Below are 23,347 nucleotides of genomic sequence, written 5' to 3'. Positions count from 1 at the left end.
ATGGGGGCTCTGGAGGAGACCTCATGACCGCGGTCCTGCGGGCCCGAGCACTGGGCAAGAAGTACCGACGACGCTGGGCGCTGACCGACTGCACTCTGGAGATCCCGGCCGGGCACGTGACCGGCCTGGTCGGCCCCAACGGCGCCGGGAAGTCGACGCTGCTGAACCTCGCCGCCGGGATGCTGACGCCGACGGCGGGCACCATCGAGGTGTGCGGCGGCCGCCCCGGCAGCGGTCCGGCGCAACTGGCGAAGGTCGGCTTCGTCGCCCAGGACACCCCCACCTATGCCGGGCTGACCGTCTCCGACCACCTGCGCCTCGGAGCCCAGCTCAACCCGGGCTGGGACGACGCCCTCGCACGCCGGCGGATCGAGCGGCTCGGCCTGGACCCGAACCAGCGGGCCGGGAAGCTGTCGGGCGGTCAGCGCGCCCAGCTCGCCCTGACCCTGGGCCTCGCCAAACGGCCCGAGTTACTGATCCTCGACGAGCCGGTGGCCGCCCTCGACCCGCTCGCCCGGCGGGAGGTCCTGCAGGACCTCATGGAGGCCGTCGCCGAACACGGACTCAGCGTCGTGCTCTCCTCCCACCTGGTCGCCGACCTGGAACGCGTCTGTGACCACCTCATCGTGCTGGTCGCCTCCCAGGTCGCGATCACCGGCGAGATCGACGAACTCCTGGCCACCCACCACCGGCTGGTCGGACCCCGCCGCGACCTCGCCACCCTCCCCGCGGACCAGCACGTCATCTACGCCAGCCACACCGACCGGCAGACCACGCTCATCATCCACACCGAGGCGCCGATCCTCGACCCCGCCTGGACCGTCAGCACGATCGGTTTGGAAGACCTCGTCCTGGCCTACATGGGCCGGACCGCCGGCGTCGGCTCCGGCCGCCGCCGCGCCCTGGAGGTACTTCGATGATCTGGCTGACCTGGCGGCAGTTCCGCGCACAGGCCATGGCGGTGTACGGACTCCTCGCCGCTCTCGCCATCCTCCTCGTGATCATCGGCCCGCCACTGGCCGGCTCCGGCGTCGCGCGGCTCACCTCGGCCGAGGACCAGGTGTACGACCTCGGCATCATGCTGGTGTACGGGCTGCCCGCCATCATCGGCATCTTCTGGGGCGCCCCGCTGGTCACCCGGGAACTGGAGACCGGCACCTACCGCCTGGTGTGGAACCAGACCGTCACCCGCACCCGCTGGCTGGCCACCAAACTCGTCATCACCGGCCTGGCCGCCGCGATCGCGACCGGGCTGCTCAGGCTCGCGGTCACCTGGTGGGCCGGTTCCATCGACGCCGGCAGCCAGCCTTCCACCGCCTTCGGCGTGATCGGGGACGAGTCCTTCGCTCCGCGCGTTTCGCCGCTGGTGTTCGGCGCACGCGGGATCGTGCCCGTCGGCTATGCCGTCTTCGCCTTCGTCCTTGGTGTCGCCGCCGGGATTCTGCTGCGCCGCACCGTGCTCGCCATGGCCGTCACCCTCGCCGTGTTCGTCGCCGTCCAGGTCGCCGTGCTTTTCGCGGTGCGCCCGTACGTGATCCCCGCGGTGCGGGACACCGTCCCGATCACTGCGGCGAACGTCGCGAAGCTGGGCGTGACCGGCTCCGGCGGGCTGGCGGACCTGGCCGTGGCCGGACCGCGGGGCGCCTGGGTCCTGGCCACCGAGACCGTCGACGCCGCCGGGCAGGTAGTCACGGCGCCGCCCTGGGCGGCCACCTGCATGGCCCCGCCGCGGCAGATGTCCGACGCCCATCCTGTGGCCGGCCAGGAGTGCTTCGCGAAGCTCACCGCCCTCGGCTACCGGCAACTCGTGACCTACCAGCCCGCCGGCCGCTTCTGGGCCTTGCAAGGGATCGAGACGGCGATCTTCCTCGCCCTCTCCGCCTTGTTGACCTGGCTCTGCGTCCGATGGACCCGCACCCGCCTACCCTGACCGACCTCCCGCCCGGCCCCTCCGGCGAGGAGCGGCCTTAGCCGCCCGCCATTCCGCCACGTCCGGCGACCGACCTCCTACCCCGGCCAGTCCGGAGAGGAGCGGCCTCAGCCGACCGCCTCTCCGCCACGCCCGGCCTTGTACCTCCCCCGCAACGGCGCACCCACCGCCTGACGCAGGTTCCGGGGGCACTCGACCCTGCCCGAAATCAGGCCGCCACGGCGCGGCAGTAGTCCCATCGAAAGGACAGACACCTTCATGCGTCATGCCATCGAACCGCGAAACGCGCCCACACCGTACGGCAGCACCGCCCCGGCTCCGCCGCTGCTTCCGAGGCGTCCGCATCTGTCGCGTCCGCCACGACGCGCCCGCCGCCTGGGCATCCCCCGCTCCCGCCCACGAGCCCGCGGCGGGTCCGGGTCGCGGTACCGGTGACTTTCCACCCGCCGCCTTGTCTGCACAGCGAGAGAGGGAGGCAAAATGCGAAAGTCCCCACCCACGACCAACGCCGACACCACCGCTGATCCCTGGATGGGCGGGGTCGCTCTGCTGGGGCAGGCCATCGACTACGCGCTGGGCTGCCTGAGCCTGGTCACGCCCGGCGACCTGGACCGTCCCACCCCATGCGACGGCTGGGACCTGCGGGCATTGCTGGCACACGCGAACGACTCGTTCACGGCACTGGCGGAAGCCGCAGCCTTCGGCCACGTCGCCCTCGTCCCGCCGATCAGCGACAGCCACAACAAGCCCAACACCACCAACGCCACCACCCATGGCCCGCCGGTGCCAGGCGGCCCGGCTTCGGGAGGTCCGGCCTCGGGAGGTCCGGCGTTGGGAGGTCCGGCCGCGGTAGGTCCGGTGGTGGTCGGCGGCGAGGTCGATCCTGTGGTCGCGTTGCGGGACCGCGCCACCAGCCTGCTCCACGCCTGGGCGAACGCCCGGGCAGCCATCGTCTCCATCGGCGGCTGCCCGTTGACGGCCGCGACCGTGTGCGGCGTCGGTGCCGTCGAGGTGACCGTGCACGCCTGGGACGTGGCCCGATCCTGCGGTCACCCCAGCCCCATCCCGGCGCCCATGGCGACAGAGCTCCTGCCACTGGCCCGCCTCTTCGCCACCGACGCCGACCGCCCGGCCCGGTTCGCCTTACCGTTGGACGCCGCCCCCCAAGCCCTCGCGCAGGACCGGTTGCTCGCCTACCTGGGCCGCGACCCACACTGGACTGACAACAGCAGATAGCTTGACAGCATTAATTGTCGGTGTCAGCGTGGAGCCATGTACGAAGTCGCGGTGATTGAGGACCCGGCCGCCGCCGAGGTGTCGCTGGATCCGGTACGCGCCCGGCTGCTGGCCGAGCTCGCCGAGCCGGGCTCGGCCACGATGCTGGCCGCCAAGGTCGGTCTGGCCAGGCAGAAGGTCAACTACCACCTCAGAGCCCTGGAACGCCACGGCCTCGTGGAGCTCGTCGAAGAGCGGCGCAAGGGCAACTGCACCGAACGCGTCATGCAGGCATCGGCCGCCTCCTACGTCATCTCGCCGACAGCCCTGTCGGCGGTCGAACCCGACCCGTCCCGAGCCCCCGACCAGCTCTCGGCCCGCTGGCTGCTGGCCGTGGCCGCTCGCCTGGTGCGTGACGTGGGCGCCCTCATCACCGCCGCCGCGAAGGCCAGGAAGCGGGTCGCCACGTTCGCGATCGACGGCGAGGTCCGCTTCGCTTCGGCCGCCGACCGGGCGGCCTTCGCCGAAGAGCTGTCCGGAATGGTGGCTTCGCTGGTCAGCAAGTATCACGACGAGCAGGCCGACGACGGACGACCCCACCGGCTGATCATCGCTATCCACCCTTCCGTGGGGAAACAGCCCACAGATAGGTGATCTGGTGCGCGACAAGCAGCCCAGTATGTCCACCGCTGCCGTCCTGCGATCCAGTGGTTCGGGCTGAGCCGGGAGACTCCTCTGCTGCCCTGGTGCCGGTCGGAGCAGTTCGTAGGCGTCGAGGCGTGGCTACCACCCCGAGGGCGTCTACACCGAAGGGCGATTCTCAAGGCTCCTCGGTCGGTGCGGTCAGAGACCGGTTGCCTGGAATCGGAGGTCGATCACTGACCCGAGAGGGGAGGAGACCGAGGGTGGAGCTGGCCGGCAGGTTGGCGGAGGCCGACTGGGAGTCGCATCGCCCCGCGGTCTTCGGGGCGGCCTACCGGATTCTGGGCACCGTCGCCGAGGCTGAGGACGTGACGCAGGAGGTCTGGTTGCGCGCCGCCGCCGCCGACCTGTCCGAGGTGCGGAATCTGCGGGCCTGGCTGGTGACTCTGGCCGCCCGGACGTCCTACAACGTGCTGAAGTCGGCGCGCGTCCGGCGCGAGTCCTATGTCGGCCCCTGGCTGCCCGAACCGCTGCTGACCGGGCCCGACGCCGCCACCCCGGTGCTCATGGGCGAGTCGGTGAGCACCGCGATGCTGGTGGTCATGGAGCGGCTCACCCCCGCCGAACGCGTCGCGCTGGTGCTGCACGACGTCTTCGACTTCTCGTTCGGCCGGATCGCCGAGGTGCTCGGCGGCACCCCCGCCGCCAGCCGCAAGCTCGCCTCCCGCGCGCGGGCCCGGGTCGCCGAGGTCGAGGAGCGGCCCCGGGCGTCCAGGGCCGAGGCCGAACGCGTGCTCAAGGCATTCAAAGCGGCGGCCGACGCGGGGAACATCGCCGCGCTCGTCGAGTTGCTGCACCCCGAGGCCGTCTACGTCGCCGACGGCGGCGGCAAGGTGACCGCCGCGCGCAGGCCGGTCCAGGGCGCCGAGACGATCGCCCTGCTGGCGGTCAGGCAGATCGAGATCAGGCGCCCCGACGCGTTCCAGATCATCGAGGTGAACGGGCACCCGGCCCTGGCGACCTACCGCGGCGGCGAGCTGGTCTGGCTCGACACCATGGAGATCGCCGACGGGCGGATCACGGCGTTCAGGAGACTGGCCAATCCCGAAAAGCTCACCCACATCGGTCACATCTGAGCCGGCCATCTTGACTCCCTGCCGAACCCCCCGATCCCCCGGGGGCGAGGCTGAGAGGACGACACGATGGCACACGTTGTGATCATCGGAGGCGGTTTCGCGGGTGTGTGGAGCGCGGCGGGAGCGGCGCTGGCACGCGGAGAGGCGGACCTGCGCATCACCCTCATCGCGCCCAACGAGTACCTGGTACTGCGGCCACGCCTGTACGAGCCGGAGCCGGACCTGGCCAAGGTGGAGCTCAGCAGGATCCTTGAGCCGATCGGCGTCGAGCACCTGCGGGCCTGGGTGAGCACGATCGACACCGACCGCCGCGTGGTGGTGGCCGACGGCGAGGAGGTCGGCTATGACCGCCTGGTGCTGGCGGCGGGCAGCAAGCTCGTCCGGCCCCAGGGCCTGCCCGGCGCTGAACGGCTCTTCGACATCGACACCCTGGACGGGGCCCGGCGGCTCACCGATCTTCTGCGCGACCGGGAGGGCTACTCCGCCGTGGTCGTCGGCGCCGGGTTCACCGGCCTGGAGGCCGCGACAGCCCTGGCCGCCCGGGGCCGGGTGCTGCTGGTGGACCGGTCGGAGATGGTCGGACGGCAACTCGGCCCGGGCCCGCGCGAGGAGATCGAGGCGGCGCTGGACGAGCTGGGCGTCGAACGCCGCCTCGGGACAACGGTGACAGAGGTCGGCGACGGATACGCCGTCCTCTCCGACGGCACCAGGGCCGAAGCGGACGCGGTGGTCTGGTCCGTGGGGATCAGGGCCAGCGACCTCACCCGGCAGCTCTCCGACGAGCTCGACCACCTCGGCCGGGTGCCGGTGGACCAGCGGCTGCGCGCCCTTCCCGAGGCGTTCGTCGCTGGGGACACGGCTGCGGCGGCCTTCGACGCCGAGCACACGGTCATGCAGGCCTGCCAGCACGCCACCCCGCTCGGCAAGGTCGCCGGCTACAACGCGGCGGCCGACCTGCTTGACCTGCCGCTGCGCGACTTCACCCCCGGCCCGTACGTCACCTGCCTGGACCTGGGCGGCGCCGGTGGGCTCTTCACCCGAGGCTGGGACCGCAGGGTGATGGCCTCGGGCGCCGACGGCGCGGCCATCAAGAAGCGGATCAACCAGCAGATCCACCCGCCGGTCGACGACGCCGCGAAGATCCTCGCCGCCGCCGACCGCGTCTACATCGACCTCCCCTTCTTCCCCCGCGACGAGGAGACGGCCGCCCCCGCCGCGAGCACCCTATAGCGCTCAAAGTCATAGATCTGGTTGTTAATCGGGGCGCTGGCGACGGGTGATCCGCCCGAGATGCGGGTACGGATAGCGGCGCATGAGTGCGAGGGCGGCCCCGTACCCCGGGCCGTACCAGACGATGCGTGCATGTGCGGCCCTGTCGGCGCGGTGGTGAACCCCAACGCCGAGCCCAGGGCGAGCAACGTGGTGGCGACGGCCGATCTTCGTGCGGCCGTCGCCCCCACTAACACCCCACCTCAGGACGCGAGCGTCTCCAGGACCTGGTCGCCGTACTTGGCCAGTTTGTTCTCGCCCACCCCGCTGACCGTCCCGAGCTCGGCCAGCGTGGACGGCGACAGCGTCGCGATCTCCCGCAGCGTCGCATCGTGGAAGATCACGTAAGCGGGGACCCCCTGCTCCTTGGCCGTAGCCGCCCGCCACGCCCGCAGCCGTTCGAAGACGGGCTCGGCCGCCGTCGGCAGCTCCACCACGGGACGGTCCTTGGCGGCGGTCTTCGCCCGGGCGACCCGCGGGGCGTCGCGGCGCAGGCGTACCTCGCGCTGCCCCCGCAGCACGTCGGCGCTGGCGTCGGTGAGGACCAGCGCGCCGTAGTCGGACTCGACGGCCAGCAGCCCCTGGGCCAGCAACTGGCGCACCACCCCGTGCCATTCGGTGTTGCCGAGGTCGGCGCCCACCCCGAACACGCTCAGCGAGTCGTGGCCGTGCTGCAGCACCTTGGCCGTCTTCTTGCCGAGCAGGATGTCGGCGATCTGCCCGACGCCGAACTTCTGCCCCCGCTCGCGGCGCAGCCGCAGCACCGTGGACAGGACCTTCTGGGCCGGGACCGTGCCGTCCCACGACTCGGGCGGCGCCTGGCAGGTGTCGCAGTTGCCGCACGGCTTGGAGTCCTGCTGCCCGAAGTAGTCGAGCAGCATCACCCGGCGGCACTCGACCGTCTCGCACAGCGCCAGCATCGCGTCGAGGTGGAGCACCTGGCGGCGGCGGTGGGCGTCGTCGCCCTCCATGGCCAGGCGCCGGTGCTGGACCACGTCGTGCAGGCCGTAGGCCATCCAGGCGGTCGCGGGCAGCCCGTCGCGCCCGGCTCGGCCGGTCTCCTGGTAGTAGCCCTCGACGGACTTCGGCAGGTCGAGGTGGGCGACGAAGCGTACGTCGGGTTTGTCGATGCCCATGCCGAACGCGATCGTCGCCACCACGATCAGCCCGTCCTCGCGCAGGAAGCGCGCCTGGTGCGCGGCGCGGGTGCGGTTGTCGAGGCCCGCGTGGTAGGGCACGGCGGCGATGCCGTTGTCGACGAGGAAGGCCGCGATCTTCTCGACCGAGGAGCGCGACAGGCAGTAGACGATGCCCGCCTCGCCCGGGTGCTCCGCGCGCAGGAAGTCGAGGAGCTGGCGCTTCGGCTCGTTCTTGGTGGTGATGCGGTAGTGGATGTTGGGCCGGTCGAAGCTGGCCACGAAGTGCCGGGCCTTCTCCAGCCGCAGCCGGGAGGCGATCTCGGCATGGGTGGCCGGGGTGGCGGTCGCGGTCAGCGCGATGCGCGGCACCTCCGGCCAGCGCTCGTGCAGCTCGGACAGCGCCAGGTAGTCGGGGCGGAAGTCGTGCCCCCACTGCGACACGCAGTGCGCCTCGTCGATGGCGAACAGCGAGATCTCGCCCTTGGCCAGCAGCCGCAGCGTTGTCTCGACCCGCAGCCGCTCCGGCGCGAGGTAGAGCAGGTCGAGCTCGCCCGCCAGGAAGGCGGCCTCGACCCGTTGTCGTTCGTCGAAGTCCTGGGTGGAGTTGAGGAACCCCGCGCGCACGCCGAGCGCGGTCAGCGCGTCGACCTGGTCCTGCATCAGCGCGATCAGCGGCGAGACGACCACCCCGACGCCCGGACGGACCAGCGCGGGGATCTGGTAGCACAGAGACTTGCCGCCGCCGGTCGGCATGAGCACCAGCGCGTCGCCGCCCTCGACGACGTGATCGATGATCTCCTGCTGCCCGGCCCGGAACGAGTCGTAGCCGAACACGCGGTGGAGAGCCTCGGTGGGGGTATCCATGCGGCTACCTTACGTGTTCGCCGGAGGTCGCTCGCTCTGTTCGCCCACGGCGATCGTAGGCCACCAGGGACAGGGCGCCGAGCCCGCAGGCCGCCGCCACCGCGATCATCACCGAGGGGTATCCGGCCAGCTGCGCCACACCGGCCGCGAGCAGGGGCGCGACGGCCTTGGCCACGGTGATCGGCAGGGCCAGTGCCCCGCTCAGCGTCGCGTAGGCGGCGGTGCCGTACCGGTCCGCGAGCAGCGCGGGACGGGCGATGGTGCTCACCCCGAACCCCAGCCCGAACAGCACCACGGCGCAGATCGCGCCCGCCACGCTCCGCCCGGCCACCGGCAGCAGCAGCGCGGCCGCGCCCTGCAGCGCGAACACGGCCGCGGTGATCAGCGCCACCGGCCACCGCCCCTGCAGGCCGGTGGTCACCAGCCGGCCGGTCACCGACAGCACGCCGAGCAGCCCCGCCACGGTCGCCGCGAAGATGGGGGAGTGGCCGAGCGTGATCAGGTACGTCACGAGCAGCACGCCCATGACCGCCACGGCGCCCGTCTGCGTCAGGAACGCCGCCGCCAGCAGCCAGAACGGCCGTTCCCGCAACGCCGCCCCGACGACACTCCGGTCCGTTTCCGCGGAGAAGGGACGGCTCCGCACGGCCAGGAAGTGCAGGGGAACGGCCGTCACGGCGTATCCGGCGGCCAGGATGACCAGCGCCTGCCGCCACCCGTACCGATCGACGAGGAAGCCCGTCAGGGGCAGGAAGATGCTGGAGGCGAAGCCGGCGACGACGGTCACGGCGAGCAGGGCCCGCGCCCGCCGCGCCGCGTCGAACCGGGCGACGATGACCGCGAACGCGGCCTCGTACAGCACCATCGCGGAGGCGACGCCGAGCACCGCGCACACCAGGTAGAGCTGGACCAAAGTGTGCACCTGCGACCAGGCGAGCACGGCCGCCGCGCCGAGCGCCGAGCCCACCGTCATCAGGCCGCGCCCGCCATGCCGGTCGAGCCAGCGGCCGATGGGCGGCGCCACGACCGCCGAGACGAGTACGGCCAGCGTTATCGCACCGGTGAGTTCGGCGACCCCCGCGTGCATATCGCGGGCCATCGGGGTGATGAAGACGGAGAAAGCGTAGTAAAGGATGCCGTATCCGGCGGTCTGCGTGATCGCCAGTGCACCGATCAGGCGAGCAGGCGAGGCGATCACGAATGGTTTCGTTCCCCTTCATCCCACTATGGACACTGTGACATGACTCCCACCTACGTCGTCACCGGTGGAGGCAGGGGTATCGGCCGGGCCGTGGTGGAGCGGCTCCTCAAGGACGGGGGCACCGTCGTCGCCGTCGAACGCGACGCCGCGGCGCTGGACTGGGCGGGCCCCCGGGTCGTCCCGGTCGTCGGCGACGCGGCGGACGAGAGCGTCACCGAGCACGCCGCCGACCTCGCGCAGGCCGAGGGCGGGCTGTCCGGCTGGGTGAACAACGCCGCCGTCTTCAGGGACGCGTCCGTGCACACCGCCACGACCGCCGAGATCCGCGCCCTGATCGCCGCCAACCTGGATCTCGCCGTCGTCGGCTGCGCCACCGCCGTACGGCGTTTCTTCAAGGCCGGTACGCCCGGCGCCATCGTCAACATCACCTCTCACCAGGCGCGCAGGGCGGTGCCCGGCAGCCTGCCGTACTCCACCGCGAAGGCCGCCATCGAGGGCCTGACCAGGGCATTGGCCGTCGAATACGGCAGGCGCGGCATCCGGGTCAACGCGGTCGCCCCTGGCTCGGTGGCGACGGAGCGGTACGCCGAGTTCCTGGCCGCCCAGCCGGCCGAGGTGGCGGCGGGAATCGAGGCGGAGATGGCCAGGTTGCACCCTCTCGGCAGGGTCGCGGGAGCGGACGAGGTGGCCGCCGCGGTGGTCTATCTCCTCTCGGACGGCGCCGCCTTCGTCACGGGCGCGACCGTCCCCGTGGACGGCGGCCGGGCGGCACTCGGACTCGACCCCGAATCCAGGGAATGAAAACCATTGTCGTACGGTTGCAGGGGGCATGAGAAAGAACCTGCACCCCTCGTACCAGCCCGTCGTCTTCCGCGACCCGAGCGTCGGGTTCGCCTTCCTCACCCGCTCGACCCTGACGAGTGACAGGACCGTCGAGTGGGCGGACGGCCACACCTACCCGGTCGTCGACGTCGACGTCTCCTCGGCGAGTCACCCCTTCTACACCGGCCGCGGGCGGGTCCTCGACACCGCCGGTCGCGTGGAGCGCTTCAAGCAGCGCTACGGCAAGGTCTGATCGCCACTTCCGCCCGGTGGAAGCGGTATGTGCCGGTTACTTCCGGGTACATGGCTTTCACCGGCGCGGAGTGATGGTGGTCACAATGAGTCTATCTGGAAGGGAACGCCGCATCCTCGGGGAAATCGAGCAGGCACTTGAGCTGGAGGACCCCGACCTGGCGCGGCGTGTAGCCGCAATCAACAAGATCGAGACAGGATCCGACGCGGGATACTACCGCGAGCGGATGCAGTCGTGGGCCACGGCGCACATCTGGCTGATCGTCCTGCTCGGCGTGGTCGTCGTGCTGTTGCTCCTGCTGGCGGTCATCACCGCCTGAGCTGACCGAGCCGCCTGAGCTGACCGAGCCGCCTGAGCTCAGGCCAGGCACCTCAGAGCCGAGGCGACCCGCGGGTCGACATCGTCGTCGGGCGTCAGACGCCCCACCGTCGCCTCGACGAACACCGGGAACGACAGCGTCGTGGTCAACCCGGCCGTGTTCACCCGGATCTGCTCGGCCGTCTGCTCCACCTGGACCTGGGCCCCCTGCTCCGACAGGGCGAACCGGCCCACCGCCACCCGCCAGAGCGTCCGGGCGTCGGCCTCCTCCTTCGGCACCGGGGCGCCGACGTCGTCGGCGTGCGTGGCGTACTCGGAGTCGTAGTGGAAGGCCTGCATCCCCACCGGGTACGGGCCGGCCATGGTGTCGAGCGACGCGTCCCGCCCGAGCTCCCGCATGCGGCGCCGGGTGTCGGCGTTCTCGGTCCGCCACTCCTGGAGCACCTGCTCCACGGGCATGTTCCGGCGCTGGCGTACACACCACTCGTTGAAGTCGTGGAAGCCCTCGACTCCTTCCCTGGCGAGGCGGGCCAGCAGGTCCTGCACGTTGCCGTCGAGACAGGCGTGGTTGTAGAGCTCCTCGCCCGCCAGATGGCCCAGGACGTCGCGGACCGACCACCCCTCGCAGCGCGACGGCCGCGCCCATCCGGCGTCGTCCAGCCCGGCGAAGAAACGGTCAAGCCGGGCCGCCTCGGCATCGAAGACGTCGAACGGATCGAACTCTTTTAGCAGGTCCTCAGCCATACTTCGACGCTACCCCTCGGCTCGCGTCTTGCGCGGACGGCGCGGCGAAGGGCTGTCGGGCTCAGGACAAAACAGCGGCCCGGCCCCCCGTACGGGGACCGGGCCGCTGCCTCAGATGTGACTAGCGGTTGTGACTAGCGGTACCAGCGCGGGACGACCCGCACGTAGTCGTTGCCGCTCGTCGCGGCCTCGAGCTCGTCGTCACCCGCGTACACGGCCTTGAACAGGCCGCTCTTGTACGCACGGGTGTCGGCCTCGAACCGGCCGTTCCAGCCGGTACGGTCGGAGGCGACCCACTTCCAGCCGCTGGAGCCGTTGGCCTTGTAGAAGATGCTGACCCGCTCGCCGCGGACGCCCTTCCAGCGGTCGTCGTCGTTGACCTGGAGACGACCGGAGAACTCGATGATCCTGCCCTTGCGGACCTTCGACGGGTCGGCGCTGAAGCGCGAGATGCGCGTCTGCGCCTTGCCCTTCTGGATCTCTACGGCGAAGAACGCGGTGTCGGTGTCGACGACCTTGCCGTCCTTGTCGTAGGCCTGGGCGGTGGCCTTCCACTTGCCGTCCTGGTCGTTCTCGTTGAACGGGACGGAGAAGCGCCAGCTCTCGACCTTGTTGACGTCCTTGGCCCGCAGGGTGCGGTAGCGCGGGTCGACCGGCTCCACACTGAGCTGGACCTTCTCGACGTCCGAGCTGGCGTCGACCTTGAAGAAGGCCTCCGTCTCGCTACCGGCCTTGACCACGACCGGGTTCGGTGAGATGTCCCTGATGTCGACGGTCGGAGCCTTCGTCGTGGCCGACGCGGCACCGGCGCCTGAAATCAGGAGCGTCCCGCCCACAAGGGCTGAGACGATTCCTACAGCGATGTTCTTCATGAGGGTGCTGATTCCTCTCATTCCCCGTTTTCGCTGAGGCCGGCTCGGGATCGCCAACCTCCTCTACTACTTTGATGCACAAGATGGGGACAATGTTCGTTAAAGTTACAGAAAATATTTGATCACGGGCCTGACCAGGACCGTTACCGAAAAATCCGATTTGTGATCCCATGACCGGCTACAGTCTGCGGCATGACCGACGTCTACACGCTCGGCGAGGCGCTGGGGGTCGTGTCCAGTGGCCGGGTACGTCATGAGACCGAAGCCCGGTTGGACGTCACCGGCCCGGAGTTCAACCTCGCCATCGCCCTGTCCCGGCTCGGACACCGGGCTGCCTACCTGGGCAAGGTCGGCAACGACGAGCTGGGCGCCAGGGTCCTCACCGTGCTGAAGGGCGAGGGCGTCGACGCGGCCGACGTCCGGGTCATCGAGGGCGCGCACACCGGGCTGCTGCTCAGGGAGTCCCGCGTGGGCCGCGAGCAGCGCCTCACGCACTACCGCAGCGGATCGGCCGGTACGAGCCTGACGCCGGGCAACGTGCCCATCGACCGGATCGGGTCCTCGAAGATGCTGCACGTCACCGGCCTGACGGCGGGGCTCGGCCGGAACGCCCTGGAGGCGGTCCGCACGGCGGTGAGCGCGGCCAAGACCGCCGAGCTGGTCATCTCCTTCGCCGTCGAGTACGTACCCGAGCTCTGGCCGTCGGTGCGCGAGGCCGAGGAGGTGCTGGGCGAGCTGGCCTGCGCCTCCCACCTGCTCTTTCTCAGCCAGGACGAGCTCGACCTGGTCAAGCCCGCGCTCACGCCCGAGCGCGAGGTCGTGGTGAACCGCGGCGTCAAGGGTGCGAGCGTGCGGGCGGACCGCATGCGGTACGACGCGCCCGCCCTGCAGGTGCCGATCGTCGACACCGCAGGGTCGGGCGACGCGTTCGTGGCCGGTTACATCAGCGCCGCCCTGGACGGGCTGACCCCGCCGGAGCGCCTGCACCGCGGGACGCTGTTGAGCGCCGCCGCGGTGACCAGCGCGAGCGACTGGCAGGGCCTGCCCACCAGGGCGGATATCTAGGGATTTACCGTGATCGTAAAGGTCGACGTCGTGTTCTTGATGTTCTGGGCGTTGTTGCTGAACCTCAGGTTGTTGAACGTGACGGAGCCGACGGCCGGGCCCTGATTGTCCTCCGGCAGCTCGTTGGCCCAGAGGCCGAAGCCGGACTTGGCGTCGAGGGCGTCACCGCTCTTCTGGGCGCCGCTGATCGACACGTTCGTGAAGATCGTGTCCTTGATCGGGTTCTGCGGCTGCTGGCCCACGTAGTTCGTCTGGAACATGATGCCGTGGTAGGTCGGATCGACGATGTCCAGGTTGCTGACCCTGATCCCCTGGAACACCTTGGAAGCGGAGAACAACCACATCGCCGGGAAGGTCTGCTGGCCCCAGAAGTGACCGCCGGTCCTGACCAGCGAGATGTTCTCGAAGCTCGTGGGCGGACTGGCCCCGAAGCCGAGCATCGGGATGCCGAAGTCCAGCGAGCTGATCGTGACGCCCGAGTAGACCAGCGTGTCGGCGACGTAGATGTTCCGGAAGGTGTTGGCGTACCCGCCGTAGACCGCGACGCCCGCGGCCCGCCAGGTGAGCAGCGACGTCAGGTTCTCGAAGACGTTGTCCCGCTGCTCGCCGTTGTTGATGTCGATGGCGGAGAACAGGGCGAAGCTGTCGTCGCCGGTCGAGCGGGCCTCGATGTTCGTGACCAGGTTGCCGGTGCTGCCGTTGGTCATGTTGATGCCGTCCGCGAACGTGTCGCGGATGCGCGAGTTCTTGATCGTCATGTTGTCGGTGTTGGAGCCCCAGAGCAGGCACATCTGGTGCTCTACCCAGAGGTTGTCGATCACCATGTTCGCCACGCCGGCCAGGTCGAACACCTTGCCGGGGCCGTCGTTACGCGAGGTGTAGTTGCCGAAGGAGGCGAAGTTCGCGAACGTCGAGCCGTTGGCCGTGGCGTCCGCGCGGAAGCCGGTGTCGGTGTTCTCCTGGCCCGACGGTGAGATGAACCTGGTGAACCATGGCCCTGCCCCGATGACCTTGACCGCCTTGCCGTACACCTGGAACTTACTGGCGGTCTGGTAGTCGCCCGCGGGCAGGTAGACGCCGACGAGCGTGCTGTCCTGGCGCGCCTTGTCGAGCGCGTTCTGCACGTCCTGATGGGTGAAACCGGCTGGTACGGCATAGTGCGCCGGGTCCGGGTTGGGGATCTGCGCCACCTGCTCCAGGTCCACGAAGTCGATCGTGTACGTCGAGCCGTTGGCCGCGTCCTTCTGCAGCTTGATCTTGTGGCCCGCCTGGACCGTGGTGCCGAGCAGCAGGTTGGCCTCGTCGTAGATGTGCCTCGGGGTCCCGGAGCCGGGGGAGTTGCCGGGGCCCGCCTCGGCGCCGTAGAGCCAGGCGTAGCGGGAGGTCAGGTCGATCGCCTTGAGGAAGGTGCCGTCGACGTAGACGTTCAGCGTCGAGCTGTTCCCGCCGCCGCCCGCCGCGTCCGGCATGGAGAACCTGGTGACCAGCGTGTTGGTGGACGCCCTGGTGGTGAACTCGACGTACGAGCCGTTCGTGCCCAGCGTCACCGCCCGGCGTCCGGACGCCTCGCCGGCGAGGTCGCCGACGGTCCGGTTCGGGCCGATCCGGGTGGCGCCGCCGCCGATGGCCGCGTCCTCCGCCTCATAGGTGTCGTACGGCATGTGCGCGCCGCGCCCCACGAACAACTGGTGCGTGCTGGTGTTGTTGGCCCGCTTGACCGGCAGTTCGTTGGCGTCGTCGGCCAGCACCACCTTGACCGTGTACCTGCCGTTGGCGGCGGTCCAGGTGCCGAGCCCGGCCGGTCCGGCGGTGGCGCCGGGGGCGATCGCGCCGCTGGTGGCGCCGGTCAGCGTCTTGACGACCGTGCCGGACTCGTCGGCGATGGTCAGGGTGATGCCGTGGGAGCCGCCGCTGGAGGCGATGGTGCCCTGGTTCTTGATCCCCACCGAGAACGTCACGGTGTCGCCCTGGGCGGGATTGCCCGGCGTCCAGGCCACGGGCGCGGCGATCAGGTCGGCGGTGTCGACGGGCTTCACGGTCAGCGACGCGGTGGCCGTGTTGTTGCCCTCGTTCAGCTCGGTGACCTTGTCGTCCTCGTCGACCTTGGCGCTCACCTGGTAGGTGCCCGCGTCACGCGTGCCTATGCCGCTCGACACGGTGGCCGAGGCCCCGGCGGCCAGCGCGCCCACGTTGGCGCTGCCCGCCTTGACGGTGCCCAGGTAGAAGTTGACGGAGGTCGCGGCGGAGGGCGCGGTGCCGGAGTTCTTCACGGTGGCCGACAGCGTGACCGCGTCGGTCTCGATCGGAGCCGCCGGCGACGCGGTCAGCCCGCTGACCGTGAGGTCGGGATTGGCCGACGGGGTGCCGAAGATCTGGAACTCGGCGACCTGCCCCCCGGGCGCCCCCGAGTTGGCGGTGAACTTGAGCTGCACGTCCGCGACCCTGGCCGTCACCGGGATCGTCACCGAGTTCCCGGTGGCCGGGTTGAAGGTGTAGACGGCCTGCGTCACCAGGTTGGACAGGCCGGTGGCGCTCTGCTCGCGGCCGAGCACCTGGATGGTCTGCGTACGCGTGGCCCAGGCGGGGTCGGGGTTGAGCTTGAGCACGATGGAGGTCAGGTCGGCGTTCGCGCCGAGCTGCACGGTCAGCGTGCCGGGGTAGGCGGCGCCTTCCCAGTACGTCCGGACGTTGCCGTCGTTGGCGTTCGCCGCCACGTAGGTGTGGGTGTGCGATGACTCGGTGATCGGTTTGCCGGTCGCCAGGTTCGTCCCGTCACCTGGATTTCCGGGGTCCGCCTGGCCGTACACCTCGAACTCGGAGAGCTGGCCGGCCGGCCAGGCGCTGTTCGCGGTGATCTGGAGCCGGACATAGCGCGTGCCGGACGCGCTGACGGCGATCGTCGCCGTGGGGTTGAAGGTGTAGGTGGCGGCGTCCTTGATCGTGCTGAAGCTCGTCCCGTTCGCGCTGCCCAGTACGGTCAGCGTCTGCGTACGGCTGGGCCAGCCGCTGGGGAGCTTGAGCGTGAGCTGGTTCACGGTGGCGGTCGAGCCGAGGTCCACCTGTACCCACTGCGGGAAGGCGTTGTTGGCCGACTCCCAGTAGGTCGCCTGGTTGCCGTCGGTGACGTTGGGCGCGGGGTAGACGTCGGTGTAGCTGCTGGCGGTGGCGGTCTTGCCCGCGGCGAGATTGGTGTCGGCCGCCCACGCGGGGGTGGCCAGGAATCCGATGACTAACGCAAGGGCGGCTAGGACAGCTCTCATGGGGGGTGGCCCTTCGAGGAAGACGTTGGGCGAACCATAAGATGCCGAGCAGATGTCAGCAATATTTCGACGAGATTTCGCAAACAATTGACTGACAAGTGACGGCTCACGAGCGTCTCCCTGGCTGGTCAGACGGGTCAAGTGCGCTGAATATCCGCGAGAACCACCCGCAAGGGGGCGACGTCGGATCCCTGTAAGCGGTTGCAAGTATTTGCGCTGTCGGCCTTATAGTTTGCGCATGACACGACGACTCGCAGAGGTGGCCAAGAAGGTCGGAGTGAGCGAGGCGACCGTGAGCCGCGTGCTCAACGGCAAGCCCGGGGTGTCGGAGGCGACCCGCGAGGCCGTGCTCACCGCGCTCGACGTCCTCGGCTACGAGCGCCCCACCCAGCTCCGCGGCGACCGGGCCCGGCTGGTCGGCCTGGTGCTGCCCGAGCTGCAGAACCCGATCTTCCCCGCGTTCGCCGAGGTGGTCGGTGGCGCGCTCGCCCAGCAGGGCTTCACCTCGGTGCTCTGCACCAGGACGGTCGGCGGCGTCTCCGAGGCCGACTACGTCGATCTGCTGCTCCAGCAGCAGGTCAGCGGCGTGGTCTTCGCCGGGGGCCACTACGCGCAGGCCGACGCCTCGCACGCCCACTACGCGCTGCTGCACGAGCGCAAGCTGCCCACGGTCCTGGTCAACGCGGCCGTCGCCCACCTCGACTTCCCGCAGGTGTCGTGCGACGACATCGTGGCCGCCGAGATGGCCCTGGCCCACCTGCGGGCGCTCGGTCACGAGCAGGTGGGCATGGTGCTCGGCCCCAAGGACCACATGCCGTCGCGGCGCAAGCTGGAGTCGTTCCTGGCCGGTGGTGGCGACCCCGGGCTGGTCGAGCACACGATGTTCTCGCTGGAAGGCGGGCACGCGGCCGCCGCGCGGCTGGTCAAGCGGGGGGTGAGCGGCGTCATCTGCGCCAGCGACCTGCTCGCGCTCGGCACGGTCAGGGCGGCCCGGCGCGCGGGGCTGTCCGTGCCGGCCGACGTGTCGGTCATCGGCTTCGACGACTCGGCGCTGATGAACTGCACCGAGCCGCCGCTGACCACGGTCCGCCAGCCGATAGACGCGATGGGCCGGGCGGCCGTGGACCTGCTGGTCGCCCAGATCGACAAGGCCGTGGTCCCCGCCGACGAGCTGCTGTTCGAGCCGGAACTGGTCGTACGCGCTTCTACGGCGAGGAAGACGTAGGCGCAAACTCCGCAGCCTGCAGTGGGTCGCTGAACGCGACCCACTGTGACGTAGTCGTTATCTTGCAATCCGCCGTCGTAATATTGCGGACATCGGTCGGCGAACCTATGGTGTGGGCACCTCGCATTTAGAAGGGTCAGCCCATGCAGAGATCCACAGGACTGTTAGTCGTCACTGTTCTCGGCCTGTCCGCCACGGCCTGTGGTTCGGGCGAGCCCGCCAAGTCCACGGCGGGCGGAGCCGCCCCGGTGTCGATCACGGTGGCCTGCCAGCCGGCGAAGTCCGCGCCCAAGGAGCGGCAGGCTTGGGACGACGACGTGGCCACGTTCATGAAGGCGCACCCCGGCGTGACGGTGAAGAGCACGGACCAGCAGCCGTGCTACGACCCCAAGACGTTCGGCCCCAAGCTGGCGGGTGGCCAGATGGAGACCGTCTTCGTGGTGCCCGTGACCAACTACAACGACGTGATCGGCCAGGGCCAGGCGCTCGACATCACCCCGTACACCAGCGAGATCAAGAACTGGAACGACCTGCGCTCCGACGTCAGGGAGCTGGTCACCAAGGACGGCAAGGTGTACGGCGTGCCCAACGTGCACTACGGCGTGGGCCTGGTCTACAACCGCGCGCTGTTCACCAAGGCCGGGCTCGACCCCAACACCCCGCCCAAGACGTGGGCCGAGGTCCGCGAGGCGGCCAAGAAGATCGCCGGACTCGGCGCCGGCTATGTCGGCTACGGCGAGTACTCCGGCGGCAACACCGGCGGCTGGCACTTCACCCAGGCCATCTACGGCCGCGGCGGCAGCATGGTGACCGACGACGGCAAGAAGGCCGCGTTCAACTCGCCCGAGGGCAAGGCCGTGCTGCAGAACCTGCACGACATGCGCTGGGTCGACAACAGCATGGGCAACAAGCTCCTGGTCGGCTGGGAGTCGCTGATGATGGCGATGGGCAGCGGCAAGGTCGGCATGATGCTCGGCGCTCCCGACGTCGTCACCGACGTCGTCAACAAGTTCAAGGGCAGCGTCGCCGACTACGGCATCACCGGCTTCCCCGAGGCCAAGGCGTCGCTGAGCGGCGGCGAGGCGTTCATGGTCAACCCGAAGGCCACGCCCGCCGAGGCCAAGGCGGCACTGGAGTGGATCGACTTCCGCTTCGACACCGCCGGCAAGGGCCGCTTCGACTTCGCCCGCGGCAAGACGCTCGGCAACCCCGTCGGCGTGCCCGACAACGACGTCTTCGGCGACTCGGCCACCGGCAAGGCGATCCAGCAGGACCGCACGGCGAACGCCACGCTGCCGGTCGCGAACTACCAGCCGTACGTGGACGCCGCGGCCACGGTCCCGCCGAAGGCCGAGCCGGTGCACGCCCAGGAGCTCTACGCCATCCTCGACGTGGCCATGTCGGGTGTGCTGAGCCGCCAGGACGCCAACATCGACAGCCTGCTCTCCGACGCCGAGACCAAGGCCAACTCGATGCTGGCGACCAAGGGCTGACCTGCATGCGTGTCCTCAGGCGCAATCTGACGGCCTACGGGTTCCTGTGCGCGGCGCTTGCGTGCTTCGCGGTGTTCGCGTGGTATCCGATGATCAGGGAGTTCGTCCTCAGCTTCCAGAAGACGACCCTGGTCAACCCGCCCACCTGGGTGGGGCTGGACAACTTCCTGACCGTCGTCCAGAACCCGTCGTTCGGCAAGGCGTGGCTGAACACCGTGGAGTTCACGGCGCTCGCCCTGCTCTGCGGCTACGCCGTGCCGTTCGTCATGGCACTGGTGCTCAACGAGTTGCGCCACGCCCGGGCCTACCTGCGGTTCGTGGTCTACCTGCCGGTCATGCTGCCGCCGATCGTCGCGGTGCTGCTGTTCAGGTGGTTCTTCGATCCCGGGCCCGGGCTGTTCAACCAGTTGCTCGACCTCTTCCACCTGCCCGCGCTGGCCTGGCTGGACTCCTCGTCGACCGCGCTGATCTCCCTGGTCATCGTGGCCACCTGGATGAACATGGGCAGCGCGACGCTGATCTACCTGGCCGCGCTGCAGAACATCCCGCCCGAGCTGTACGAGGCGGCCGAGCTCGACGGGGCCGGCATCTTCAAGCGGATCAGGCACGTCACCATCCCGCAGACCCGGCTGATCCTGCTGCTCATGCTGATGCTGCAGGTCGTGGCCACCATGCAGGTGTTCATCGAGCCGTACATGCTCACCGGCGGCGGCCCGGAGGACGCCACGATGACCGTCGCCTTCCAGATGTACCAGTTCGCGTTCACGCTCCAGGACTACGGCGCGGGCGGCGCGCTCGGCATGATGCTCATGATCGTGCTGCTCGCCTTCGCCGCCGTCCAACTGCGGTTGACCCGGGAGGACAAAGCATGATCTCCGTCGGTGCTCGTGCAGCTACCGGGCGAAGACGGGAGAAGCGGGCGCCCAAGCGGATCGAGGTGCAGTTCCGTACCATCGTCTCGCCGCACCAGCTCAACAGCAGGTGGGGACGGCGCATCTACTGGACCGTGCTGATCGCGGTCGTCACCGGCTCCACCCTGGTCTTCGTCTTCCCGCTCTACTGGATGATCACCGGCGCCATGAAGACGGGCGAGGAGATCGCCCAGATGCCGCCGACCCTCTTCCCGGCCCATCCCACGTTCGACGCCTTCATCGAGGCGTGGGACCTGTTCGACATCGGCGTGCTGCTGAAGAACACCGCGTTCTACGCGCTGGGCGCCTGGGTGTTCTCCATGGCCGTGGACGTCGCGGCGGCGTACGCGCTGTCGAAGCTCCGGCCGATGTTCGGGAACGTGGTGCTCGGCGCGATGCTGGCCACGCTGATGATCCCGCCGATGGTGGTGATCATCCCGCTGTACGTCACGATCGTCGACCTGCACCTGCTGAACAACGCCTGGGGGCTGTGGTTCCCCGCGGCTGCGAACGGCTTCAACATCTTCCTGCTCAAGCGCTTCTTCGACTCCATCCCACGGGAACTGGTCGAGGCGGCCCAGATCGACGGCGCCGGACCGCTGCGGGTGCTGTGGTCGGTGATCCTGCCGGTCTCCAGGCCGATCCTCGGCGTCGTCTCCATCTTCACCATCGTCACGGCCTTCAAGGACTTCCTGCTCCCGCTGCTGGTCATGACCGACAGCGAGAACATGACGGTCAGCGTGGGCCTGTCGCAGACCGCCGGCGCGGTGTCCCAGAACCAGATCATGGGTGGTCTGGTCATCTCCAGCATCCCGATGATCATCGTTTTCTTCATCTTCCAACGGCACATCATGGCGGGCCTCACCGCCGGGAGCATTAAGGGATAGCGCATGTCGCAAACGTGGTGGCGGGGGGCCGCGATCTATCAGGTCTACCTGCGCAGCTTCGCCGACGGCAACGGTGACGGCATCGGCGATCTCGCCGGGCTGCGCTCGCGCCTGCCGTACCTGAAGGATCTCGGCATCGACGCCATCTGGCTGAACCCGTGGTACCCGTCGCCGATGGCCGACGGCGGCTACGACGTGGCCGACTACCGGGGCATCGAGCCGGTGTTCGGCACGCTGGCCGAGGCGGAGCGGTTCATCGAGGAGGCGCACGAGCTCGACATCAAGGTCATCATCGACGTGGTGCCCAACCACAGCTCCACGGAGAACGCCTGGTTCCAGCAGGCGCTGACCGACCGGGGGGCCAGGGACCGGTTCTGGTTCCGCGACGAGCCGAACGACTGGCAGTCGATCTTCGGCGGGCCAGCCTGGACGCAGGTCGCCGACGGGCAGTGGTATCTGCACCTGTTCGCCCCCGAACAGCCGGACTTCAACTGGGACAACCCGGAGGTCCATCGCGAGTTCGAGGACGTGCTGCGCTTCTGGTTCGAGCGGGGCGTCGACGGGTTCCGGATCGACTCGGCGGCGCTGCTGTTCAAGTCGGAGACCTCGTACGAGGATCTCGACGAGGTGCACGGGGTCTACCGGCGCTGGCGCGAGATCGCCGACGAGTACGGCGATCGGGTGCTGATCGGCGAGGTGTGGCTGCCCGACCAGGAACGCTTCACCCGCTACCTGCGCCCCGACGAGCTGCACACCGCCTTCAACTTCGACTTCCTGTCCTGCCCTTGGGAGCCCGCCGAGCTGCGCCGGGTCATCGACCTCACGCTGACCACGCACGCGCCGGTAGGCGCCCCGCCGACCTGGGTCCTGTCCAACCACGACGTCACCCGCCCGGTGACCAGGTACGGCAGGACGGACACGACGTTCGCGCACGGCGGGCGTCTGCACGGCGTGCCCTCCGACCCGGAGCTCGGCCACCGCCGGGCCAGGGCGGCGGCCCTGCTGGCGATGGCGCTGCCCGGCAGCGTCTACGTCTACCAGGGCGAGGAGCTCGGCCTGCCGGAGGTCGAGGACCTGCCCGACGACCAGCGCCAGGACCCCATGTACCGCCGCTCCGGTGGCACCAACCGGGGCAGGGACGGCTGCCGCGTGCCGCTCCCGTGGGCGGGCGACGAGCCGCCGTTCGGCTTCGGCGGGACCCGCACCTGGTTGCCGCAGCCCGAGAGCTGGCGCAAGGTCACGGCCGAGGCCCAGGCGGCCGACCTCGGCTCGATGCTCAACCTCTACCGCACCGCGCTCGCCCATCGCCGCGACCTGCTCGGCGACGGCACGCTCACGTGGCTGGCGATGGGTCCCGACGTCCTGGCCTTCACCCGGGAGTCCGGCCTGACCTGCGTGTCCAACCTCGGCGCCGCTCCCGTACGGCTGCCGGCGGGCCGGGTACTCCTGGCCAGCGGCCCCCTGGAGGACGGCGCCCTGCCGTCCGACACGACCGTCTGGCTAACATCGCTGCAATGAAGCGCCTGCCATCCACGCCACCGGCCGATCTCGACGCCGACGCCCTGGCCCTCTACGAGAAGATCACCGCGGGCCCGCGCGGCACCTCGATGCTCGACGACGAGGGCGGGCTGGTGGGCCCGTTCAACGCCATGCTGCTCAGCCCGCCGGTGGGCGACGCGCTGCAGGAGCTCGGGGCGGCGATCCGATACCGCTCCGGGCTGAGCGCCCGGGCCAGGGAGATCGCGATCCTGGTCGTGGCCGGTCACTGGGACAGCGCCTTCGAGCTGCGGGTGCACGAGGAGATCGGGCGCGGCCTCGGGCTGACCGAGGACGAGCTCGCGGCCCTGCGTACCGGGGCTCCGCTGGAGCTGGCCGATCCGGGGGAGGACGCGGTGCTCCGCGTCACCAGGGCGCTGGTGACGCGGGCCGACCTCGACGACCCGGAGTACGCGGAGCTGGGGGAGAGCGTGGTGTTCGAGCTGACCACGCTGGTCGGCTACTACGCCACGCTCGCGCTCCAGCTACGCGTCTTCCGCGTTTAGCCAGCACTGTCCCTTCTCTTGAAGTGTCGTTCGGGAGCCCTCTCGAACGACACTCCTAG

21 protein-coding genes are annotated in these 23,347 nt (G+C 69.7%); 16 read left to right on the top strand and 5 right to left on the bottom strand.

Features of this window, described 5'->3' with window-relative positions; translation table 11 throughout:
• The first annotated feature begins 23 nt into the window (after nucleotides 1–23).
• From ACGFNP_RS19565 to ACGFNP_RS19540, 6 genes are all read left to right on the top strand, one after another.
• Nucleotides 24–920, top strand: a complete 897-nt coding sequence (locus tag ACGFNP_RS19565; protein ID WP_358316762.1) for an ABC transporter ATP-binding protein — start codon at nucleotides 24–26, stop codon at nucleotides 918–920.
• Nucleotides 917–1,930 carry an ABC transporter permease gene (locus ACGFNP_RS19560; RefSeq protein ID WP_393320264.1) on the top strand — a complete coding sequence of 338 codons (1,014 nt, stop codon included), beginning with the start codon at nucleotides 917–919 and terminating at the stop codon, nucleotides 1,928–1,930. The genes ACGFNP_RS19565 and ACGFNP_RS19560 overlap by 4 nt, the downstream gene beginning before the upstream one ends.
• Nucleotides 1,931–2,410: 480 nt before the next feature.
• A complete protein-coding gene (locus ACGFNP_RS19555; RefSeq protein ID WP_393320261.1) occupies nucleotides 2,411–3,166 on the top strand; it encodes a maleylpyruvate isomerase N-terminal domain-containing protein in 756 nt (251 codons plus the stop codon).
• A gap of 36 nt (nucleotides 3,167–3,202) precedes the next feature.
• Nucleotides 3,203–3,799 (top strand): ArsR/SmtB family transcription factor, encoded by a 597-nt coding sequence (locus tag ACGFNP_RS19550; RefSeq protein ID WP_393320258.1) that lies wholly within the window; start codon nucleotides 3,203–3,205, stop codon nucleotides 3,797–3,799.
• Nucleotides 3,800–4,050: 251 nt separating this feature from the next.
• On the top strand, nucleotides 4,051–4,923 hold the full coding sequence (sigJ, locus tag ACGFNP_RS19545) for an RNA polymerase sigma factor SigJ (protein ID WP_393320255.1): 873 nt from the start codon (nucleotides 4,051–4,053) through the stop codon (nucleotides 4,921–4,923).
• 66 nt (nucleotides 4,924–4,989) lie between these two features.
• The gene (locus ACGFNP_RS19540; RefSeq protein ID WP_393320252.1) at nucleotides 4,990–6,153 is read left to right on the top strand and encodes an NAD(P)/FAD-dependent oxidoreductase; all 1,164 of its coding nucleotides are present in this window, start codon (nucleotides 4,990–4,992) and stop codon (nucleotides 6,151–6,153) included.
• Nucleotides 6,154–6,395: 242 nt separating this feature from the next.
• On the opposite strand, the gene recQ is transcribed toward ACGFNP_RS19540, so the two are convergent.
• On the bottom strand, nucleotides 6,396–8,195 hold the full coding sequence (recQ, locus tag ACGFNP_RS19535) for a DNA helicase RecQ (protein WP_393320249.1): 1,800 nt from the start codon (nucleotides 8,193–8,195) through the stop codon (nucleotides 6,396–6,398).
• 4 nt (nucleotides 8,196–8,199) lie between these two features.
• Complete coding sequence (locus tag ACGFNP_RS19530) at nucleotides 8,200–9,393, bottom strand: MFS transporter (RefSeq protein WP_393320246.1); 1,194 nt, start codon at nucleotides 9,391–9,393, stop codon at nucleotides 8,200–8,202.
• Nucleotides 9,394–9,435: 42 nt separating this feature from the next.
• Between ACGFNP_RS19530 and ACGFNP_RS19525 the strand changes: the two genes are divergently transcribed.
• The 3 genes from ACGFNP_RS19525 to ACGFNP_RS19515 all read left to right on the top strand — a co-directional run bounded on the left by ACGFNP_RS19525 (nucleotide 9,436) and on the right by ACGFNP_RS19515 (nucleotide 10,790).
• Nucleotides 9,436–10,197, top strand: a complete 762-nt coding sequence (locus ACGFNP_RS19525) for an SDR family NAD(P)-dependent oxidoreductase (protein WP_393320243.1) — start codon at nucleotides 9,436–9,438, stop codon at nucleotides 10,195–10,197.
• Nucleotides 10,198–10,225: 28 nt separating this feature from the next.
• Nucleotides 10,226–10,471 carry a type B 50S ribosomal protein L31 gene (locus tag ACGFNP_RS19520; RefSeq protein ID WP_225290234.1) on the top strand — a complete coding sequence of 82 codons (246 nt, stop codon included), beginning with the start codon at nucleotides 10,226–10,228 and terminating at the stop codon, nucleotides 10,469–10,471.
• An 85-nt stretch (nucleotides 10,472–10,556) separates the two neighbouring features.
• On the top strand, nucleotides 10,557–10,790 hold the full coding sequence (locus tag ACGFNP_RS19515; protein ID WP_393320239.1) for a DUF3040 domain-containing protein: 234 nt from the start codon (nucleotides 10,557–10,559) through the stop codon (nucleotides 10,788–10,790).
• A 38-nt stretch (nucleotides 10,791–10,828) separates the two neighbouring features.
• Here ACGFNP_RS19515 and ACGFNP_RS19510 read toward each other — a convergent pair whose 3' ends face one another.
• Nucleotides 10,829–11,533, bottom strand: a complete 705-nt coding sequence (locus tag ACGFNP_RS19510) for a maleylpyruvate isomerase family mycothiol-dependent enzyme (RefSeq protein WP_393320236.1) — start codon at nucleotides 11,531–11,533, stop codon at nucleotides 10,829–10,831.
• A gap of 134 nt (nucleotides 11,534–11,667) precedes the next feature.
• On the bottom strand, nucleotides 11,668–12,405 hold the full coding sequence (locus ACGFNP_RS19505) for a hypothetical protein (protein ID WP_358316794.1): 738 nt from the start codon (nucleotides 12,403–12,405) through the stop codon (nucleotides 11,668–11,670).
• Between the two features lie 192 nt (nucleotides 12,406–12,597).
• Between ACGFNP_RS19505 and ACGFNP_RS19500 the strand changes: the two genes are divergently transcribed.
• Nucleotides 12,598–13,470 (top strand): sugar kinase, encoded by an 873-nt coding sequence (locus ACGFNP_RS19500; protein ID WP_358316797.1) that lies wholly within the window; start codon nucleotides 12,598–12,600, stop codon nucleotides 13,468–13,470.
• Here ACGFNP_RS19500 and ACGFNP_RS19495 read toward each other — a convergent pair.
• Nucleotides 13,467–16,730: a discoidin domain-containing protein gene (locus ACGFNP_RS19495; protein WP_393320232.1), complete on the bottom strand. Its 3,264-nt coding sequence runs from the start codon at nucleotides 16,728–16,730 to the stop codon at nucleotides 13,467–13,469. The genes ACGFNP_RS19500 and ACGFNP_RS19495 overlap by 4 nt on opposite strands.
• A 238-nt stretch (nucleotides 16,731–16,968) precedes the next feature.
• On the opposite strand from ACGFNP_RS19495, the gene ACGFNP_RS19490 reads away from it, so the two are divergent.
• From ACGFNP_RS19490 to ACGFNP_RS19465, 6 genes are all read left to right on the top strand, one after another.
• Nucleotides 16,969–17,955, top strand: a complete 987-nt coding sequence (locus ACGFNP_RS19490) for a LacI family DNA-binding transcriptional regulator (RefSeq protein WP_358316803.1) — start codon at nucleotides 16,969–16,971, stop codon at nucleotides 17,953–17,955.
• A gap of 143 nt (nucleotides 17,956–18,098) precedes the next feature.
• Nucleotides 18,099–19,448 (top strand): ABC transporter substrate-binding protein, encoded by a 1,350-nt coding sequence (locus tag ACGFNP_RS19485; RefSeq protein WP_393320229.1) that lies wholly within the window; start codon nucleotides 18,099–18,101, stop codon nucleotides 19,446–19,448.
• A 5-nt stretch (nucleotides 19,449–19,453) separates the two neighbouring features.
• Entirely contained in the window at nucleotides 19,454–20,320 is an 867-nt protein-coding gene (locus ACGFNP_RS19480; protein WP_358316809.1) for a sugar ABC transporter permease, read from the top strand.
• A complete protein-coding gene (locus ACGFNP_RS19475) occupies nucleotides 20,317–21,246 on the top strand; it encodes a carbohydrate ABC transporter permease (protein ID WP_393320226.1) in 930 nt (309 codons plus the stop codon). Before ACGFNP_RS19480 ends, ACGFNP_RS19475 begins: the two co-directional genes overlap by 4 nt.
• Nucleotides 21,247–21,249: 3 nt before the next feature.
• Nucleotides 21,250–22,764: a glycoside hydrolase family 13 protein gene (locus tag ACGFNP_RS19470; protein ID WP_393320223.1), complete on the top strand. Its 1,515-nt coding sequence runs from the start codon at nucleotides 21,250–21,252 to the stop codon at nucleotides 22,762–22,764.
• Nucleotides 22,761–23,288, top strand: a complete 528-nt coding sequence (locus ACGFNP_RS19465; protein WP_393320220.1) for a carboxymuconolactone decarboxylase family protein — start codon at nucleotides 22,761–22,763, stop codon at nucleotides 23,286–23,288. The genes ACGFNP_RS19470 and ACGFNP_RS19465 overlap by 4 nt, the downstream gene beginning before the upstream one ends.
• Nucleotides 23,289–23,347: the final 59 nt, after the last annotated feature.

Origin of the sequence: Nonomuraea sp. NPDC049269, from assembly GCF_043197155.1 — a bacterium.
GTDB lineage: Bacteria > Actinomycetota > Actinomycetes > Streptosporangiales > Streptosporangiaceae > Nonomuraea.
This window is presented reverse-complemented; position numbering and strand designations above follow the sequence as displayed.

Coding starts and splice junctions, on each gene's coding strand:
- ACGFNP_RS19525 (WP_393320243.1), top strand. CDS start 9,436: ATGACTCCCACCTACGTCGTCACCGGTGGAGGCAGGGGTATCGGCCGG.
- ACGFNP_RS19540 (WP_393320252.1), top strand. CDS start 4,990: ATGGCACACGTTGTGATCATCGGAGGCGGTTTCGCGGGTGTGTGGAGC.
- ACGFNP_RS19495 (WP_393320232.1), bottom strand. CDS start 16,730: ATGAGAGCTGTCCTAGCCGCCCTTGCGTTAGTCATCGGATTCCTGGCC.
- ACGFNP_RS19550 (WP_393320258.1), top strand. CDS start 3,203: ATGTACGAAGTCGCGGTGATTGAGGACCCGGCCGCCGCCGAGGTGTCG.
- ACGFNP_RS19465 (WP_393320220.1), top strand. CDS start 22,761: ATGAAGCGCCTGCCATCCACGCCACCGGCCGATCTCGACGCCGACGCC.
- ACGFNP_RS19565 (WP_358316762.1), top strand. CDS start 24: ATGACCGCGGTCCTGCGGGCCCGAGCACTGGGCAAGAAGTACCGACGA.
- recQ (WP_393320249.1), bottom strand. CDS start 8,195: ATGGATACCCCCACCGAGGCTCTCCACCGCGTGTTCGGCTACGACTCG.
- ACGFNP_RS19490 (WP_358316803.1), top strand. CDS start 16,969: ATGACACGACGACTCGCAGAGGTGGCCAAGAAGGTCGGAGTGAGCGAG.
- ACGFNP_RS19520 (WP_225290234.1), top strand. CDS start 10,226: ATGAGAAAGAACCTGCACCCCTCGTACCAGCCCGTCGTCTTCCGCGAC.
- ACGFNP_RS19510 (WP_393320236.1), bottom strand. CDS start 11,533: ATGGCTGAGGACCTGCTAAAAGAGTTCGATCCGTTCGACGTCTTCGAT.
- ACGFNP_RS19470 (WP_393320223.1), top strand. CDS start 21,250: ATGTCGCAAACGTGGTGGCGGGGGGCCGCGATCTATCAGGTCTACCTG.
- ACGFNP_RS19555 (WP_393320261.1), top strand. CDS start 2,411: ATGCGAAAGTCCCCACCCACGACCAACGCCGACACCACCGCTGATCCC.
- ACGFNP_RS19475 (WP_393320226.1), top strand. CDS start 20,317: ATGATCTCCGTCGGTGCTCGTGCAGCTACCGGGCGAAGACGGGAGAAG.
- ACGFNP_RS19480 (WP_358316809.1), top strand. CDS start 19,454: ATGCGTGTCCTCAGGCGCAATCTGACGGCCTACGGGTTCCTGTGCGCG.
- ACGFNP_RS19560 (WP_393320264.1), top strand. CDS start 917: ATGATCTGGCTGACCTGGCGGCAGTTCCGCGCACAGGCCATGGCGGTG.
- ACGFNP_RS19485 (WP_393320229.1), top strand. CDS start 18,099: ATGCAGAGATCCACAGGACTGTTAGTCGTCACTGTTCTCGGCCTGTCC.
- ACGFNP_RS19515 (WP_393320239.1), top strand. CDS start 10,557: ATGAGTCTATCTGGAAGGGAACGCCGCATCCTCGGGGAAATCGAGCAG.
- ACGFNP_RS19500 (WP_358316797.1), top strand. CDS start 12,598: ATGACCGACGTCTACACGCTCGGCGAGGCGCTGGGGGTCGTGTCCAGT.
- ACGFNP_RS19505 (WP_358316794.1), bottom strand. CDS start 12,405: ATGAAGAACATCGCTGTAGGAATCGTCTCAGCCCTTGTGGGCGGGACG.